The organism is Streptomyces sp. CCM_MD2014 (assembly GCF_000772045.1).
GTDB lineage: Bacteria > Actinomycetota > Actinomycetes > Streptomycetales > Streptomycetaceae > Streptomyces > Streptomyces salinarius.
Genome location: NZ_CP009754.1, coordinates 6,887,485 through 6,904,023, shown reverse-complemented (window position 1 = coordinate 6,904,023; position 16,539 = coordinate 6,887,485). Strand labels below are relative to the sequence as shown.

The window sequence follows — 16,539 nt, the reverse complement described above, 5'->3', positions numbered from 1 at the left end:
GAGCGATGAGCGGGGACGCGCGGAAGACCGCGGAGGGGCTGGCCTATCTGTCCGGTTTCGGCAACGAGCACAGCTCGGAGGCCGTGGCGGGCGCACTGCCCGAGGGCCGGAACTCGCCGCAGCGGGCGCCGCTGGGCCTGTACGCGGAGCAGCTGAGCGGCACGGCGTTCACGGAGCCGAGGGCGCACAACCGGCGCTCGTGGCTGTACCGGATCCGCCCGTCGGCCGCGCACCCGGCGTTCACCCGTTCCGGCAACGGAACGATCCGCACGGCGCCCTTCAACCAGGCGGTGCCGGACCCGAACCGCCTGCGGTGGAACCCGCTGCCGGCGCCCGGACCCGCCACGGACTTCGTCGCGGGGCTGTGGACGCTCGGCGGCAACGGCGACGCGACCCAGCGCACCGGCATGGCCGTGCACCTGTACCACGCGACGGCCTCCATGGAGCGCGTGTTCAGCGACGCCGACGGCGAGCTGCTGATCGTCCCGGAGCGCGGCGGCCTGCTGCTGCGCACCGAGTTCGGGCTGCTGCACGCCGAGCCGGGCCACGTCGCGCTGATCCCGCGCGGGGTCCGCTTCCGCGTGGAGCTGCTGGACGGGGACGCCCGCGGGTACGTCTGCGAGAACTACGGCGCCCCGTTCCGGCTCCCCGACCTCGGTCCGATCGGCGCCAACGGCCTGGCCAACGCCCGGGACTTCCGGGCGCCGGTCGCGGCGTACGAGGACGACGAGAGCGCCTCCGGCCCGGTGGAGGTGGTCAACAAGTTCTGCGGCAACCTCTGGACCGCCGAGTACGACCACTCCCCGCTCGACGTCGTCGCCTGGCACGGCAACCACGTGCCGTACGTCTACGACCTGCGCCGCTTCAACGTCCTCGGCACCATCTCGTACGACCACCCGGACCCGTCGATCTTCACGGTGCTCACCTCCCCGTCGGACACCCCGGGCCTGGCCGGCGTGGACTTCGTCGTCTTCGCGCCGCGCTGGCTGGTGGGCGAGGACACCTTCCGGCCGCCGTACTTCCACCGGAACGTGATGAGCGAGTACATGGGCCTGATCGAGGGCGCCTACGACGCGAAGGCGGAGGGCTTCGTGCCGGGCGGCGGTTCGCTGCACAACATGATGTCGGCGCACGGCCCGGACCGGGAGACCTTCGACCGGGCGAGCGCGGCCGAGCTTAAGCCGCAGCGGATCGACGACGGGCTGGCGTTCATGTTCGAGACCCGGTGGCCGGTGACCCTCACCCCGCACGCGGCCCGCGCCGAGCACCTGCAGCCCCGCTACGACGACGTCTGGCAGGGCCTGGAGCGGCACTTCCGCCCCTTGCACTGAGCATTCCCTACCGGTACGGATGGCCCGTGACCTCCTTCGCCCCGGACTCCATCGTCCTGAACCGCAAGCTGCCGCTCTGGTACCAGGTGTCGCAGTCGCTGCGCGCCTCGATACTCGGCCGCTCGCCCCGGGACCCGCTGCGCCTGCCCACCGAGGAGCAGCTGGCCGGGCACTACGGGGTGAGCGTGCTGACCATGCGGCAGGCGCTGAAGGAGCTGGAGGACGAGGGGCTGATCACCCGGCACCGGCGGCGGGGCACGTTCATCGAGCCGCACGCCCGCCGGGGCGCCCCGGTGCGGCTGCTCGGCTCGGTGGACGCGATCGTGGCCCAGCAGTCCGGCATGAAGGCCGAACTGCTGGACCACGGCACCGCCGCCGTGCCCCCCGAACTCGCCGAGTTCTTCCCCGAGCTTGCGGAGGTGGCGACGTACCACCGGCTGCGCTGCGACGAGAAGACGGGCGAGCCGACCAACCACGCCCGCAACTACGTCCGTCCCGAACTGGCGGGCCGCATCGACCTGGACGACCTCGCCCGGTGGCCGATGACCAAGGTGCTGCGGGACGTGGTGGGCACGGACATCAGCCGGATCACGGACACCGTGGAGGCCCGGCTCGCGGACCCGGAGACGGCGCGGCTGCTCGAAGTCCCGCTGCTCAGCCCGATCCTGCACTACACGGGCATCACCTACGACACCGACGGCCGGGTCCTCGACGTGGCGGTCATCCACTACCGGGGCGACCGCTTCTCCTTCACGGTCACCCTGGACGCCACGTGAGGCCGCGGCACCCCGTCGTACGATGCCGGGCGTGACGCACGACGACGCTCCGCCGCTGGCGGACCTCATGCCGTGGTCCGTCGCACCGCCGCGGCTCGGCCGGGGGTGGCCGGCGGCTCCCGACGCGGGGTCCCTGAAGGCCCGTTGGGACACCCTGCTGAAGGCCGGGGGACCCGACCGCGCGACCCTGTTCGAGCCGACCCGCTCGCGCACGCCGTACTCGGCGGTGGGGCGGCTGCCGGGCGGCGCCGGGGGCACCGAGCGGCTGGCGCGCGCCTCGGGGCCCTGTCCCGAGCCGGTCCGGGTGCTGCGGGCGCCGTTCGACGAGCAGTGGCTGATCCCCGACCACCGGCTGATCGACGCGGCCCGTTTGGAGTTGTGGCGGGTGGCGGACGAACGGCAGGTGTTCGTCGTGGAGATCCCCGAGGCCGCCGGACCGCCGATGCTGCTCGCGACCTCGCTGCCGCCGCTGTTCGGGCCCGCCCGGATCCGGCCGCTGTACCGCCGTCCCGGCGGCGCGGAGCCCAACCTCGCCCCGGGCCTCCTCGGCCATCTGGCCGCCCGCCTCGGCCTGCGCCCCGGCCCGCTGGACGTGCTCGCCTGGTCGGTGGCGGCCGTGCGGCCGGGTTCGGCCGTCCCGCTCACCACGGACCCGGAGCTGTGGGAGCGCGGTGTCGAACTGGGCCGGCGCGCCCTGTGGCTGATGCGTCGCGACGGAGAGCGCCCCAAGCTGCCCGGCGGCCGCCGCCCCTACGTCCGCGCCCCGCTGCCACCGCGCCCGCTGACCCTGCGCTACGACCGGGACGAGGAGGCCCTCTTCCTGGACGAGGGCCGCATCTCCCCGGTGCCGCCCGGTGCCTGGGACTTCGAGGTGGGCGGGGTCCGGGTGCTCGAGCAGTGGTTCGCGGCCCGCACGGCGGAGGGCGAGCCCGGCACGCTCACCGCGATCCGCCCGGCCGGCTGGCCGCAGACCTGGACCTCCGAGCTGCTGGAGCTGATCACGGTGCTCGCACTGTCGGCCGAAGTGCGGGACATGTGCCGGGAGTTGACGGTCACGGACGGGATCAGCGCCACCGAGCTGCGCGAGGCGGGCGTACTGCCGGTTCCCGCGGCGGCCCGTCGGCCGGCCTCGGTCCTGGACGAACGGGAGGAGGGGCCGGAGGGGCAGCTGGCGCTGCTGTGACCCCCGGCGGAGTCGGGGCCCGGGTCGCCCCGGGTCAGGCGAACCCGTCCAGCACCCGCGTCAGCGCCCGCTCGAAGACGCCCTCCAGGTCGATCGGCCCCGCGTCCTCCGCGAAGGACGCCGCCAGCCGCGGATAGGCGCCGCTCGCGACCTGCCGGCCGAGGTAGGCGATGCGTGCCGCGTTCTCCTGCTCCTCGGACCAGGGCAGCGAGCGGGTGCGCTCGGCGGTGGCGATCTCGTTGCCGACGCAGGTCGTCACCACGCCGTTCACCATCGCCACCAGCTCCATCTTGGTGCCGTAGGGCCCCTCGAAGGGGTCGAGGCAGGCCAGGCAGTGCTCCAGGTAGCGCAGCGCGTTGGGGCTGAAGCCGTAGACGGGTGACATCAGCCGGGGCAGCCAGGTGTGGCGGTGCATCAGCTCGCGGGTCTGGTGGGCCACCCGGATCATGTCCGCGCGCCAGTCGCCGCTGGGCTCCCACAACTCGTGCTCGCCGCTGACCGCGTCCATCATCAGCTCGTACAGGTCCTCCTTGCGGGGGACGTAGTTGTAGAGCGACATGGTGCCGCAGCCCAGCTCGCCCGCGACGCGGCGCATCGAGACCGCGTCCAGGCCCTCGGCGTCGGCGATCTTCACCGCGGCGGCGGCGATGTCGGCGCGGGAGTACGCCGGTCTGGGCCCCCGGCCGGTGCGCTCGGGGCGCGACCAGATCACTTCGGGTACGGCCGCTCGGCCCGCCATCGTGCATCACCTCGGACACCATCCTAGTTACGTACAGCGTACGTAGTGCGCTATGGTCGACGCATGACTACTACGTACGCTGTACTTAGTGAGGGTCTGGAGAAGCGCTTCGGCACCGTGCACGCGCTACGGGGCCTGGACCTCGCGGTGCCCGAGGGCACCGTGTGCGGGCTGCTCGGACCGAACGGGGCGGGCAAGACCACGGCGGTCCGGCTGCTGACGACCCTGCTGCTACCGGACGCGGGGTCGGCCAGGGTCGCCGGTTGCGACCTGGTGCGCGAGGCGTCGGCGGTGCGTCGCCGGATCGGGGTGACCGGGCAGTACGCGTCGGTGGACGGCGACCTCACCGGACGCCAGAACCTGCGGCTGTTCGCCCGGCTGCACCGGGTGCGGGACGCGTCGGCGCGCGCCGACGAACTGCTGGACCGCTTCGGCCTGGCCGAGGCCGCCGACCGGCCCGCCGCCACCCTGTCCGGCGGCATGCGGCGCCGTCTCGACCTGGCCGCGAGCCTGGTGCGCCGGCCCGACGTGCTGTTCCTGGACGAGCCGACGACCGGTCTCGACCCGGCCAGCCGCAACCGGATCTGGGACGCCGTACGCGCCCTGAAGGCGGACGGCACCACCGTGCTGCTGACCACGCAGTACCTGGACGAGGCCGACCGCCTGGCGGACGACATCGCGCTCGTGGACCGGGGCCGGGTCGCACACACCGGATCACCTGCCGAACTCAAGGCACTGGTGGGCGCGTACGCGGAGGCCGTCGTCGCGGACGCGGACGCGCTGGCACAGGCGGCCGCGGTCCTGGACCGGCTCACCGGTGCCGAGCCGGTGCTGGACCGCGAGCGGCGCACCGCCGGCGCCGTCAGCGCCGATCCGACGCTGACCCTCCCCCGCCTGGTGCGCGAACTCGACGCGGCGGGCGTGCCCCTGGTGGACGCGAGCCTGCGGCCGCCGACCCTCGACGACGTCTTCCTCCGCCTGACCGACGGCGGCGGCAGCAGCGGCAACGGCCATGGCAATGGCAATGGCAATGGCAATGGCAATGGCGACAACGACGGCGAGGAGCTGGTGGCATGAGCACGCTGACGACGGGGCCGTACGACTCGGCTCACGGCTCGGTTCACGGCTCGGCGTACGGTCTGGCGTACGACGGGGCGGCCATGCTGGGCCGTCAGTTGCGGCGGGTACGGAACAACCCGGGGCTGCTGATCCTGACCCAGACCATGCCGATCACGATGCTGCTCTTCTTCGGCTACGTCTTCGGCAGCGCGCTGGCGATGCCGGGCGAGGAGTACCGGGCGTTCCTGGTGCCGGGCCTGCTGGTCGCCACGGCCGCGAACGGGATCATGACCGGGATGTTCCAGGCCGCCCAGGACACCCACCGGGGCGTGACGGACCGTCTGCGCACGCTGCCGGTGAGCCGGGCCGCCGTGCCGCTCGGACAGTCGGTCGCCGACGTGCTGGTCACGGCCGCCGGGACGGTGCCCGTGCTGCTGGTCGGGCTCGCGGTGGGCTGGCGGGTGGAGGGCGGTGCGCTCGGCGCGGTGGGCGCGGTGGGGCTGCTGATGCTGTTCCGGTTCGCGACGACGTGGATCGGGATCTTCCTGGGGCTGCTCACCCGCAACGAGGAGGCCGCCGGTCAACTGGGCGGCGCCACCTTCATCCTTCCGCTGCTGTCCAACGCCTACATCCCGACCGACGGACTGCCGGGCTGGCTGCGCACGGCGGCGGAGTGGAACCCGATCAGCGCGGTGACCACGGCGCTGCGGGACCTGTTCGGCAACGCGCCCGTGCCGGACGGGGCCGCCTGGCCGGTGTCACATCCCGTGGCCGGGTCGCTGGCCTGGTGCGCGGTGCTGCTCGCGGTGTTCGTCCCGCTGGCCGTGCGCCGGTACGCGCACGGGGGCCGCTGAACGAGCCGGGGCGCGTCACCGCCGGTGGGGAGACGGCGGGACGCGGACGCGGCACGGGAGGGCGAGAAGGCGTACGGGACGGACGCAGGGGGTCGGGTCCATCGGGGACGGTCCGCGCTCGGGGAGCACACCGGGGCGCCGCTGCGTGCCGTGGGGATGACGGACGAGTGCGGCGGCGCCGCGCCGGGAGGTGTGACCACCGGCGCGCGGGCCTCAGTTGCCGCCGAACAGCGAACGGCGCAGTCGGCGCAGCGGCGCGAACAGCGAGACGCGGCGTACCCGGGCGCCCCTGTTGCTGGGCTTGTGCGCGGGCTCACGCGCGGTCAGCTCACGCATCAGCGACGTCGCCTCCACGGTCTCCCGGGGCGGGAGGGCGGGCCCTCCGAGTACCGCGAGATGACGGTCGAGGCGCGAACTGCTCGCGCTGCTGCCGCAGGTGATCGCAGGGACCCTTGCCCTGCTGCGCACTGTTATCTGTTCCATGTCACTCCCCACCCGTACGAGTCCACCCGGCCCGGGCAGGGTAACCCTATCGCCCCGGTACGGCATGCGTGTATCGCGGTCACAGGATTCACCTTCCCCGTAAGGGGGTTGACGATTACTCTCCGAATCCGACAGATTCCAGGGCGAGTTGGACAACCGGCTCACTCGTCGGCCTGGCCGACCCCCTGGCGGGTTCGACCGTCACCGCGAGTGACGTGGCCGAGCGGCTCAGGCCGGACGCCACCAGGGGCGTGTCGCCGTCGAGGAGCCCGAGGGAGCGCGGCTCGGCGCCGGGGCGCATCAGCCACAGCTGGCGCACGCGGTCGCCCGGCGGCTCGCCGTACCCGCTCAGGGTGACCACCGCGCGCCCCTCGGAAGCGGAGGCCACCACCGCGACACCGCGGCCCCTCTCGTCCGCTCCCCTGGTGGCGCGGGCGTCCGGGGCCGCGAGAACGTGGGCGATGTCACGCGCCCTCTCCCGTGCGGAGTCCAGCTCGCCCTGGGTGCGGTCCGCCTGGACGGCGAAGAGGGAGGCGACCACGAGCGCGGCGGCGGCCGTCGCCGTGGTGAACGGCACGAGCAGCGGGCGCGCCCCGGACCGGCGGGAGCGCCCGGCCCGCGGCCGGCCGCCCCACACGTGGGCGGGCAGCCGCAGGGCGGGCCCGGCCGAGGGCGCGGGCTCCTGCGCGGCGGTGCGTACGGCGGCCAGGACCCGTTCGCGCAGGGCGGGCGGCGCGGGGGCGGCCGTGGACCAGGCCAGCCGGACGGCGTCCTCGGACAGTGCCCGCACCTCGGCGGCGCAGCGCTCGCAGCCCTCCAGGTGCCGTTCGAAACGGACCCGTTCGGCGCCGTCCAGGGCGTCCAGGGCGTAGGGGGCCGCGAGCGAGTGGAGGGCGCCGCGGCGGCGGCACGGCAGTCGGCGGGCGGGACTCACGCGGCACCGCCCAGGCAGTCGCGCAGACGGCCCAGCCCGTCTCTCATTCTCGTCTTCACCGTGCCCAGCGGGAGGCGGAGGCGCTCGGCCACCTCCCGGTAGGTGTAGCCGTCGTAGTAGGCGAGGGTGACCGACTGGCGCTGCAGGGCGGTCAGCCGGTCCAGGCAGCGGCGCACCCACTCGCGTTCGAGTCCGGCCTCGACCTCTTCCGAGACCTGGTCGTAGGCGGGGTGGTGGGCGCGGCGCGCCTCGCGCCGGTCGCGTTCGCCGGCCGCGCGGGCGCTGCGCACCCGGTCGACGGCGCGGCGGTGGGCGACGGTGAGGATCCACGACAGCGCGCTTCCCCGGTCCGGGTCGAACCGCGCGGCGGACCGCCACAGTTCGAGCAGCACCTCCTGCGTGACCTCCTCCGACTGGGAGGGGTCGCGCACCACCCGCCGCACGAGTCCGAACACCGGACCCGACACCAGTCCGTACAGCTCCTCGAAGGCCTTCTGGTCGCCGTCCGCCACGAGCGTCAGCAGCTCGTCCGCCTCCACCGGTCCCCCTTTCCGCGGACCTCGCCCCCGGTCCGCCGACGTCGTCGCGGGCACGCGTCGCGCGCGCCCTCGGCAGGGGTTACGGACCGGCGGCCCGAAAACGCCAGTCACCGGGCCGGATTGGTTCCGTCGGAGGGTGCGGCAGAGCCGGAGACCCCGCGAGCGGGGAACTCCGGCTCCGCTTCTCCTTCTCCTTCCGCTCCGGTCAGGCGGCGCCGTTGAGGACCGGCAGGTAGCCACCGGACTGGCCGGCCGCGGTGGGGTGGTACGACTCGCCGATGTTCAGCCAGTTGACGCTGTGCAGCCAGGGGCTGCCGGAACACAGCTCGTGGCCGGTGAAGGTGGTGCGGACGTCGCCGAAGGTGAAGCCGTGGGCGGCGACGCGCTGGGCGATGACGGTGTTGAGGTGGTCGGAGGCGTCGTTGATCGCCTTCCGCTTGGTCTCGGACAGGCCGATGCAGCTGGTGCCGAGCTTGTAGAAGCGCGGGTAGCCGATGACGACGACGTGGGCGTTCGGGGCCTTGTCGCCGATCGCCGAGTAGACGCCGTCGAGCTTGCCGGGCAGCGTCGAGTCGACGTAGGCCTCGGCGGTGGCGATCCTCGACAGACAGGAGCTCTCGGACTGGAGCACACACGTCGTCATGACGTCGGCGAAGCCCGCGTCGTTGCCGCCGATACTGATGGAGACGAGGCCGGTGGCGGAGCTGAGCGGTCCGAGCTGTCCGGCGAGAACATCACCCGTACGGGCGCCGGAGCAGGCGGTGAAGTCGAACGTGGAGGGTGAGTGGGCGGCCGCCCACAGGTACGGGTGGGACTTCGTACTGCGCTTGCAGTCGCCGCTGGAGCCGATGTAGCTGCCCGCTCCGACCCCGGAGGAGTAGGAGTCGCCGAGGGCCACATAGCCGTCGGCTGCGGCGGGTTGGGCCGCCTGGGCGGTCGCGGCCCCGGTGAGGGCGGCGCCGGCGGCGAGGAGGAGTGAACTCAGGAAGCCGACAAGTCGGGAACGTCTCATGGAACCTCCCTTAGCAGGATTGCTGCCACAACCGTGGTAGCGGCTACGCGCGTTGATAGGAAGTGTCCATGCCAAAAATTGGCTGACACTCGTTCAACTTCGGACGAAATCAGAGGGGGTGAGAGTGGAGACCGGGGGCGGCACGTCGAGGCCGGGGCGACGCGCATGCCCGGGAAAGCGGGTGCGGGCGGGGGCCGGGTGCCGGATCATGGCGGCATGTCCGTGAACCCGCACGAAGTCCTGCCGATCCGGCTCAACGTGGACGACAGCGACTCCCCGTCCGACGTCGTCGACGCGCTGTTCCTCGGCCGTTTCGCCACGGGTGAGCAGCCGTACTCGCACGCGGCGAACATCGACCGCGTACGGTCCGGTGCCACGCTGCTGCCGCCCGGCGCACGCGTCCTGCGGATCGCCCGCGACGACGACCGCAGCGCCACCCTGGCGGAGGGCGAGGGCTGGACCCTGCTCGTCTCGCGCTGGAACCGCGGCGCAGACGTCACGGTGACGGCGACCAGCGCCGACCTCGCCGAGAAGGTACTGGGCCAGGCGACGGACGGGGCGGCGGACGAGCCCGAACCGCAGCCGGAGAACGTGACGATGGGCTTCTGGTACGTATCCCCGCGGCGCGGCCCGCACCGCACCACCCGTCAGATCGCCGCGGGCACCTGGGACGAGGTCCGGGCCAACTACACGGCGCCGGTCGCGGAGGCGATGGACGGTCTGATGAAGACGACGCCCGAGGACATCGCGGGCCGGCTGCTGCTCCTGCACGGCCCGCCGGGCACCGGCAAGACCTCCGCGCTGCGCACACTGGCCCGCTCCTGGCGGGACTGGTGCCAGGTGGACTGCGTCCTCGACCCGGAGCGGCTCTTCTCCGACGTCGGCTATCTGATGGACATCGCCATCGGCGAGGAGGACGCGGCGGGCAAGGGCCGCTGGCGGCTGCTGTTGCTGGAGGACTGCGACGAACTGATCCGCGGCGAGGCCAAGCACACGGCGGGCCAGGCACTCTCCCGGCTGCTGAACCTCACCGACGGGCTCCTCGGCCAGGGCCGCAACGTCCTGGTGGGCGTCACGACCAACGAGGACCTCGAGCGCCTGCACCCCGCCGTCGTCCGCCCCGGCCGCTGCCTGGCCCGTATCGAGGTCGGTCCGCTCACCCGCCGGGAGGCGGTGGACTGGCTCGGCACCGAGGAAGGCGTCGGGCGCGAGGGCGCGACGCTGGCGGAGCTGTTCGCGCTGCGGCGGGGCACCTCGCCGACCGCGCTGCCGGAGCCGCGCGCGGGAGCGGACGCCGGGCTGTATCTGTAACGCGGTGCTTTGATGGGGGCATGCCCCTGTTCGTCGGCACGTCGGGCTGGCAGTACCGGGACTGGCGGGACGCCTTCTACCCGCCCGGTCTGCCGGTCCGGCGCTGGCTGGACCACTACGCGGCCGCCTTCGCGACGGTCGAGATCAACAACGCCTTCTACCGCCTGCCCGCCCGGGAGACCTTCGCGGCGTGGCGCGAGCGGCTGCCGCCGGACTTCACGGTCGCGGTCAAGGCGAGCCGCTATCTGACGCACATCAAACGCCTGCGCGACCCGGCGGAACCGGTCGACCGCCTGATGACCCACGCGGCCGGTCTGGGCGACCGCCTCGGCCCCGTCCTGCTGCAACTGCCGCCGACCCTGCGCGCCGACCCGGCACTCCTGGACACCTGCCTCGCCTGTTTCCCGCCCGGCACCCGGGTCGCGGTGGAACCCCGGCACGCGTCGTGGTGGACACCCGAGGTCCACGAGGTCCTGGTCTCCCGGCACGCTGCCCTGTGCTGGGCGGACGTCCGAGCCCGCCCGGCCACGCCCCTCTGGCGCACCACCGACTGGGGCTACGTCCGCTTCCACGAGGGCCGGGCCGCGGCATGGCCGCACTACGGCCGCCGGTCACTGTCGACGTGGCTCACCCGCATCACGTCGACCTGGCCGGGCACGAGCGACGTCTACGCCTACTTCAACAACGACCCGAACGCGGCGGCCGTACAGGACGCCGCGACGTTCGCACAATCGGCGCGCGCGTCAAGCCTGACGGTCACCCGGACGCCCCCCGAAGGGGCGCGGGGCTGAGACATGTGCGGCTCCGCCGCGTGGGCGCGACCAGCCACGACGACCCCGCAGCCGGAAAGCGACACACCCGGGCGGCGCTCACCCGTAAACCGCCCGCAGGGCGTCCCGCACGGCCCCGAGCGCCTCCTCCTCCGACACCCCGAGCCGCCGGGCCCGCTCGGCATACCCGCGCGCCGCCTCGGCAACCTCCCGCTCCGCCGCAGAGCCCGCCGCAGCGACGAACGTTCCGTTGCGCCCCCGCGTCTCGATCACCCCGTCCGCCTCCAGCGCCCGGTACGCCTTGGCGACCGTGTTCGCGGCGAGCCCGAGGGTCTCGGCCAGTCCGCGGACGGTGGGCAGCCGGTAACCGACCGGCAGGGCGCCCGACCGCGCCTGTTCGGAGATCTGCGCGCGCACCTGCTCGTAGGGCGGCGTGCCGTCGTCGATACGGATCTTCAAGGTCACCCTCCGATTGTCCCGTACCCCCGGGAAAATCAGAGGCACCGGACCGCCCGGCCGCCGTAGCGTGCGCCCTCATGACCGTTCTCGTACGCGATCTGCGTCCCGACGACCCGGCCGACCTCGCGGCCTTCACCCATGTCCGCCATCGCGCCCTGCCGTTCATCCTGTGGACGCCCGAAGCCGTCGTCCACCGGCTCGTCCACACCCACCCGGACGCCCGGAGCCGCTCCCTGGTCGCGGAGGAGGACGGGGAGGTGATCGGCACGGCCCAGATCGGGCTGGTGCACGACAGTCCGGTGCCCGGTCAGGCCTTCCTGAACATCTACGTCCACCCGGAGCGGGAGCGGCGCGGTGCCGGCGGTCTGCTGGTGCGTACGTCCGAGGAGTACCTGACCGGCGAGGGCGCGACCAAGCTGTACGCCTGGGCGCTGGACGGGCCCGCCAACCTGGCCTTCGCCGAGCGCCACGGCTACGAACGGCGGCGTGCCGCGCACTTCCTCCGGCTGGACCTGTCGAAGGCCGTGCTGCCACCGCTGTGGTCCCCTCCCCCGGGCGTCGAACTGCGCACCGCGGCCGACTTCGCGGACGACCCCCGGCCCATGTTCGAACTGGACGCGGAGACGGTCGCGGACGAACCGGGCGACGTCGACATCGCGTTCACGGACTACGAGACCTGGCTGGCGGAGACCTGGCGGCATCCGCTGCTCAACCGTGAACTGACCACCGTCGCGGTCGTGGACGGCCGGCCGGCCGCCTTCAGCGTCGCCTACACCGACGGCACCCGGTACTCGACGGCGATGACGGGCACGGTCCGCGACCGGCGCGGCCGGGGCCTGGCCAAGCTCGCCAAGACGGATTCGCTGCACCGGGCCCGCGCGGCCGGGTACACGGAGGCGCTCACCGGCAACGACACCGACAACGGCCCGATGCTCGCCATCAACAAGTGGCTCGGGTACGAGATCTGCGCGACGGAGGTGCGTCATGTCCGCGAACTCGGCTGAGCCGTCGGCCGAGGTGAGCGTCGTACTGGTCAAGGCGGGCCGCACGAGGATCCGGTACGCGGCGACGCTGCTGCACGACGACGGCATCCGCGTCGCCGTCCGCGCCCCCTGGGCCGGTGACGGCGTGCGCGACTTCGGCTTCGTGCGCTTCGAGGCCGGCGACGTCTTCACCGAGTACTACTGGCGCGACCGGTGGTACTCGGTCAAGGAGGTCCGCACGGCGGCCGGTGCGCTGAAGGGCTGGTACTGCGACGTCACCCGCCCCGCCGAGGTGACCGGCACCGAGCTGGTCGTCGAGGACCTCGACCTGGACCTGTGGCGCTCCGCCGACGGCACGGACGTACGGCGGCTCGACGAGGACGAGTTCGCCGGGAGCGGGCTGGCGGACCGGGACCCCCGGGCCGCCGGCGCCGCCGTGGCCGCACTCGACGAACTGGAGCGACTGGCCCGCGGGGACGGCTTCACCCGCCTCCTGGCATAGCGCATCTCGCACAGCGCGGCACCCGGCTCATCCGTATGTCGCCACCACCGCGTACCGCTCGTCCGTGACCTCCCTGCCCCACAGCGACGGGTCGTCCGAGAGCCGCTCCACGCGGGCCTGCCCGGCGAGCGGGGCGAGCAGGGCGGTGAGCCGGCCGGCGGGTATGCCGACCGGGGCGACGCTTCCCCACACGCCCTCGACCAGGACCAGCCGCCCACCGGGGCGCAGCAACTGCCGCCAGTGCCGCAGTGCCCGGCCGGGGTCGGGCAGGGTCCACAGCACGTGCCGCACGAGCACGGCGTCGAAGCGCTGCTCGCCCACGGGCGGTGCCGCCGCGTCACCGGTCAGGAACACCGCGTCACGACCGGCGAGTTTGGCCCTGGCCCGCTCCACCATGGCCGGGGAGAGGTCGACGCCGGTGACGCGGTGCCCCCGTTCGGCCGCGAGCAGTGACAGGCTGCCGGTGCCGCAGCCCAGGTCGAGCACGTCGCCGGGCCGCTCCGGCAGCCAGGAGGCCAGCCGGGCGGCCCAGGCCCGTCGTACGCCCGCGTCGCGCAGACCGTGGTCCGGCTCGTCGTCGAAGGAGGCGGCCAGCGCGTCCCAGTCGACACGGGGTGCGGTCGCCTCGTCACTGTTCTCGCTCATGTGCCCAGGGTGACACCCGCCACTGACAGCGGAGTCGGGGCGCGGGAACGTGACAACCGCCACTGACAGGGATGCATCGATGAGTGAGTCTCGGGGAAAGGGTCTACCTCCGTGAGAACGCGGAACCCGGTGGATCCGTAAGGAGGCAGCCATGCGCCGTCTGACCGTGCAGAAGCCCCTGAAGAAGACCGACGCCCGCCGAGTCCGCGAGGAGGCCGACGAGCGCCCCTCCGGGCGCCCGGAGGTCCGCAAGGACATCGCGCGCACCTGGTGGCCGGAGAGCTGACCGGGCAGGGTGTGCCATGAGACGCCTCAGAGCAGCCGCTTGCGGTAGTGGACGCGGTCGTAGGGCCCGTCCACGCGGCGCTCCACGACTTCGTAGCCGTACTTCGGATAGATCTGCTGGTTCTCCCACATCATGGCGTTCGTGTAGAGCCTGACCTCGGGCAGGCCCAGCGCACGCGCGTGCGCGTCCACGAACCGCAGCAGTCGCCGCCCCACGCCCCTGCCGTGCGCGTCGGGGTGGACGGCGATGCTGTCGAGGAAGAGGTGGTCCGCCCGCGCCTCGACGACGACGAGACCCGCGACGTCCTCGCCCGGCCCGCCCGTGACGAACACCTTCCCCGCCGCCACGTTCGCCGCGTGGTCCGCCTCCATGGGCTGCGGCACCACCCCGATGCGCTCCACGTAGGGGCGGTAGGCGGCGTCGGTCACCGTCTTGACCGCCGGCACGTCCGAGGCGACCGCCGGCCGGATTCGCTGTCGTTCCATGCCGGGAACGGTAACTACCTCAGGCCAGCCTGAGCACTCCCTTAACGCGACCATAAGGATCTCCGTCACCCGCCTCCAGCAGGCGATTTCACGGTGTCCTGGGGCTAGCTTGCTGATCAACCCCACGGGTTCCGGCCCGAGTTCCCCAGTCCCCCGTGACCGTTTCGAGGAGTTCCGCATGCCCGCACCGTCCGCGTCCCGCAGGGCCGCCGCCGTCGCCGCCGCCGGTCTCGCCCCGCTCGCCCTGACCACGCTGGCCGCCGCCCCCGCGTCGGCGCACGGTTCGATGGGCGACCCGGTCAGCAGGGTGTCGCAGTGCCACGCCGAGGGGCCCGAGAACCCCGAGTCGGCCGCGTGCAGGGCGGCGGTCGCGGCGGGCGGCACGCAGGCGCTCTACGACTGGAACGGCGTCCGTATCGGCAACGCCGCCGGCAAGCACCGGGAGTTGATCCCGGACGGCAAGCTGTGCAGCGCGGGCGACCCGGCGTTCAAGGGCCTGGACCTGGCCCGCGCCGACTGGCCCGCGACCAGCGTGAGCAGCGGCTCGTACACCTTCAAGTACCGTGTGACCGCCCCGCACAAGGGCACCTTCAAGGTGTACGTCACCAAGCCCGGCTACGACCCCTCGCAGCCGCTCGGCTGGGGCGACCTGGACCTGTCCGCCCCGGTGGCGACCGCCACCGACCCGGTCGCCTCGGGCGGCTTCTACACCTTCTCCGGCACGCTGCCCGAGCGGTCCGGCAAGCACCTGCTGTACGCGGTGTGGCAGCGCTCGGACAGCCCCGAGGCGTTCTACTCCTGCTCGGACGTCACGTTCGGGGGCGTCGAGGGCGGCAGCGACGGCGACACGGCCGGTGGTGCCGCTCCGGCACCCGAGGCCTCCGCGCCGTCCGAGGAGCAGATCGCGGCGGCGGCCGACAAGTCGACGATCGAGCACCACGGTCACGGCGACCAGGACGCGGAGACCACCACGGACCCGGCGGATCCGGCGGCGGCCACCCCCGACGCGCCGGAGGAGGCTCCGGAGGCCGCCGCCGCCGAACCCAACCGGGTGAAGGCCGCCGGCGGGGGTACCGAGAACCTCGCCGAGACCGGCGGGGACGGCACCACGCCGTACCTCGCCGTCGGCGGCGCGGCCGCCCTGGCGCTCGGCGCGGCCACCCTGTTCGCGTCGGTCCGCCGACGCGCCGCGACCGGGGGCCGGCACGGCCGCTGAACCCGGAGCACGGGGGAACGCGGGGTCCGTCCGGCGGCTCAGGCCGGGCGGACCCCGCGTGACGTGCGCCGGGGCGCTGGGCGCCCGTCAGCCGAATACCGAGGCGCAGGTGGTGGGCGTGGCGTGCGCCGGGTCCAGGGCGTTGGTCACCTCGTGGAAGGCGATCCGGTCGAACAGCCCGATCGCCAGGTGCTCGGAGAGGTCGAGCGGACACAGGTCCTGCAGCAGGACGTTGCGCACCCCGGGACCGTCGAGGAACTGGCTGCGGTACGGCGTGACCACCTCGTCGTACTTCGTGGCGAGGACGGTGTAGCGCACGCCGGGCACGGTGTCGCCGCCCGCGTTGAGCTCGGTGAGGACGTCGGAGCCGACGACCTGGTCGGCGAGGGCGGGGGTGTGCTCGTTGAGCAGGTCCTCGACGCCGGGGAAGTGGGGCAGCAGCCGAGTGAGGCCGGACAGCGTGGTGCCGTGGTTGCTGGGCGCGATGCCGACCAGGGCGTTCACCTTGTCCGCCCCGCCGAGGAACCTGAGGTAGTAGCGGGGCATCATGCCGCCCTGCGAGTGGCCGACGAGGTCGGTCTCGGCGGCGCCGGTCGCGGTGAGCACCTTGTCGACGTAGGCGGCCAGTTGCTCCGCCGACTTCTCGACCGGGCCGAGTCCGTGGAAGAGCGGGACGCCGGGCAGTTGGCCGTAGTCGAGGGAGAAGACGCAGTAGCCGCGGTTCGTCAGGTAGGGCGCGAGACCCAGCCAGTTGTCGACCGAGTTCCCGAAGGTGCCGTGGACCAGGACGACGGGGCGGGGGTGGGCGGCGGAGGGCTTGCAGGTGAAGTCGTTCCAGCCGGAGCTGGGGCGCGCGTCCGCGGCGGGAGCGGCGGTGGCGGTGACGGCGGGGAACAGGGCGACCGCGGCGGTCAGCAGCAGCGCGGTCAGCGGTCTGAGCAGTCGGCTCCAGGGCAGCATCGGGTGAACTCC

20 protein-coding genes are annotated in these 16,539 nt (G+C 73.3%); 11 read left to right on the top strand and 9 right to left on the bottom strand.

Annotated features, from left to right (window positions below; translation table 11 throughout):
• Positions 1-5: 5 nt before the first annotated feature.
• The 3 genes from hmgA to NI25_RS30725 are packed head-to-tail and all read left to right on the top strand — an operon-like array spanning position 6 to position 3,290.
• The gene (hmgA, locus tag NI25_RS30735) at positions 6-1,331 is read left to right on the top strand and encodes a homogentisate 1,2-dioxygenase (RefSeq protein ID WP_061445575.1); all 1,326 of its coding nucleotides are present in this window, start codon (positions 6-8) and stop codon (positions 1,329-1,331) included.
• Between the two features lie 26 nt (positions 1,332-1,357).
• On the top strand, positions 1,358-2,107 hold the full coding sequence (locus NI25_RS30730; protein WP_061445574.1) for a GntR family transcriptional regulator: 750 nt from the start codon (positions 1,358-1,360) through the stop codon (positions 2,105-2,107).
• Between the two features lie 22 nt (positions 2,108-2,129).
• Positions 2,130-3,290, top strand: coding sequence for a type ISP restriction/modification enzyme (locus NI25_RS30725; protein ID WP_061445573.1), 1,161 nt, complete (start codon positions 2,130-2,132; stop codon positions 3,288-3,290).
• A gap of 34 nt (positions 3,291-3,324) precedes the next feature.
• Here the strand turns inward: NI25_RS30725 and NI25_RS30720 are convergent, their stop codons facing one another.
• Positions 3,325-4,029, bottom strand: a complete 705-nt coding sequence (locus NI25_RS30720; protein WP_061445572.1) for a TetR/AcrR family transcriptional regulator — start codon at positions 4,027-4,029, stop codon at positions 3,325-3,327.
• Positions 4,030-4,092: 63 nt separating this feature from the next.
• On the opposite strand from NI25_RS30720, the gene NI25_RS30715 reads away from it, so the two are divergent.
• Positions 4,093-5,106 (top strand): ATP-binding cassette domain-containing protein, encoded by a 1,014-nt coding sequence (locus NI25_RS30715; protein ID WP_061445571.1) that lies wholly within the window; start codon positions 4,093-4,095, stop codon positions 5,104-5,106.
• On the top strand, positions 5,103-5,942 hold the full coding sequence (locus NI25_RS30710; protein ID WP_061445570.1) for an ABC transporter permease: 840 nt from the start codon (positions 5,103-5,105) through the stop codon (positions 5,940-5,942). The genes NI25_RS30715 and NI25_RS30710 overlap by 4 nt, the downstream gene beginning before the upstream one ends.
• 213 nt (positions 5,943-6,155) lie before the next feature.
• Here the strand turns inward: NI25_RS30710 and NI25_RS30705 are convergent, their stop codons facing one another.
• From NI25_RS30705 to NI25_RS30690, 4 genes are all read right to left on the bottom strand, one after another.
• On the bottom strand, positions 6,156-6,425 hold the full coding sequence (locus NI25_RS30705) for a hypothetical protein (RefSeq protein WP_061445569.1): 270 nt from the start codon (positions 6,423-6,425) through the stop codon (positions 6,156-6,158).
• Positions 6,426-6,540: 115 nt separating this feature from the next.
• Entirely contained in the window at positions 6,541-7,359 is an 819-nt protein-coding gene (locus NI25_RS30700) for an anti-sigma factor (protein WP_061445568.1), read from the bottom strand.
• The gene (locus NI25_RS30695) at positions 7,356-7,898 is read right to left on the bottom strand and encodes a sigma-70 family RNA polymerase sigma factor (protein ID WP_061445567.1); all 543 of its coding nucleotides are present in this window, start codon (positions 7,896-7,898) and stop codon (positions 7,356-7,358) included. Before NI25_RS30695 ends, NI25_RS30700 begins: the two co-directional genes overlap by 4 nt.
• A 205-nt stretch (positions 7,899-8,103) precedes the next feature.
• Positions 8,104-8,910: an SGNH family lipase gene (locus tag NI25_RS30690; RefSeq protein ID WP_061445566.1), complete on the bottom strand. Its 807-nt coding sequence runs from the start codon at positions 8,908-8,910 to the stop codon at positions 8,104-8,106.
• Positions 8,911-9,126: 216 nt separating this feature from the next.
• Here NI25_RS30690 and NI25_RS30685 point away from each other — a divergent pair, with 216 nt between their 5' ends.
• Both NI25_RS30685 and NI25_RS30680 read left to right on the top strand, forming a co-directional pair.
• Positions 9,127-10,221 carry a DUF5925 domain-containing protein gene (locus tag NI25_RS30685; protein WP_061445565.1) on the top strand — a complete coding sequence of 365 codons (1,095 nt, stop codon included), beginning with the start codon at positions 9,127-9,129 and terminating at the stop codon, positions 10,219-10,221.
• Between the two features lie 20 nt (positions 10,222-10,241).
• Positions 10,242-11,012, top strand: a complete 771-nt coding sequence (locus NI25_RS30680) for a DUF72 domain-containing protein (RefSeq protein WP_061445564.1) — start codon at positions 10,242-10,244, stop codon at positions 11,010-11,012.
• A gap of 78 nt (positions 11,013-11,090) precedes the next feature.
• Here the strand turns inward: NI25_RS30680 and NI25_RS30675 are convergent, their stop codons facing one another.
• Positions 11,091-11,456 (bottom strand): GntR family transcriptional regulator, encoded by a 366-nt coding sequence (locus NI25_RS30675; protein ID WP_061445563.1) that lies wholly within the window; start codon positions 11,454-11,456, stop codon positions 11,091-11,093.
• Positions 11,457-11,527: 71 nt separating this feature from the next.
• Here NI25_RS30675 and NI25_RS30670 point away from each other — a divergent pair, with 71 nt between their 5' ends.
• Positions 11,528-12,454: a GNAT family N-acetyltransferase gene (locus NI25_RS30670; RefSeq protein WP_061445562.1), complete on the top strand. Its 927-nt coding sequence runs from the start codon at positions 11,528-11,530 to the stop codon at positions 12,452-12,454.
• On the top strand, positions 12,435-12,935 hold the full coding sequence (locus tag NI25_RS30665; protein WP_061445561.1) for a DUF402 domain-containing protein: 501 nt from the start codon (positions 12,435-12,437) through the stop codon (positions 12,933-12,935). The genes NI25_RS30670 and NI25_RS30665 overlap by 20 nt, the downstream gene beginning before the upstream one ends.
• 27 nt (positions 12,936-12,962) lie before the next feature.
• Here the strand turns inward: NI25_RS30665 and NI25_RS30660 are convergent, their stop codons facing one another.
• Entirely contained in the window at positions 12,963-13,580 is a 618-nt protein-coding gene (locus tag NI25_RS30660; RefSeq protein WP_061445560.1) for a class I SAM-dependent methyltransferase, read from the bottom strand.
• Between the two features lie 151 nt (positions 13,581-13,731).
• On the opposite strand from NI25_RS30660, the gene NI25_RS40560 reads away from it, so the two are divergent.
• Complete coding sequence (locus NI25_RS40560; RefSeq protein ID WP_061445559.1) at positions 13,732-13,866, top strand: hypothetical protein; 135 nt, start codon at positions 13,732-13,734, stop codon at positions 13,864-13,866.
• A 26-nt stretch (positions 13,867-13,892) separates the two neighbouring features.
• On the opposite strand, the gene NI25_RS30650 is transcribed toward NI25_RS40560, so the two are convergent.
• Complete coding sequence (locus NI25_RS30650) at positions 13,893-14,351, bottom strand: GNAT family N-acetyltransferase (RefSeq protein ID WP_061445558.1); 459 nt, start codon at positions 14,349-14,351, stop codon at positions 13,893-13,895.
• A 178-nt stretch (positions 14,352-14,529) separates the two neighbouring features.
• Between NI25_RS30650 and NI25_RS30645 the strand changes: the two genes are divergently transcribed.
• Positions 14,530-15,567: a lytic polysaccharide monooxygenase auxiliary activity family 9 protein gene (locus NI25_RS30645; protein WP_061445557.1), complete on the top strand. Its 1,038-nt coding sequence runs from the start codon at positions 14,530-14,532 to the stop codon at positions 15,565-15,567.
• Positions 15,568-15,654: 87 nt separating this feature from the next.
• Here NI25_RS30645 and NI25_RS30640 read toward each other — a convergent pair whose 3' ends face one another.
• A complete protein-coding gene (locus NI25_RS30640; protein ID WP_061445556.1) occupies positions 15,655-16,527 on the bottom strand; it encodes an esterase/lipase family protein in 873 nt (290 codons plus the stop codon).
• Positions 16,528-16,539 lie beyond the last annotated feature (12 nt).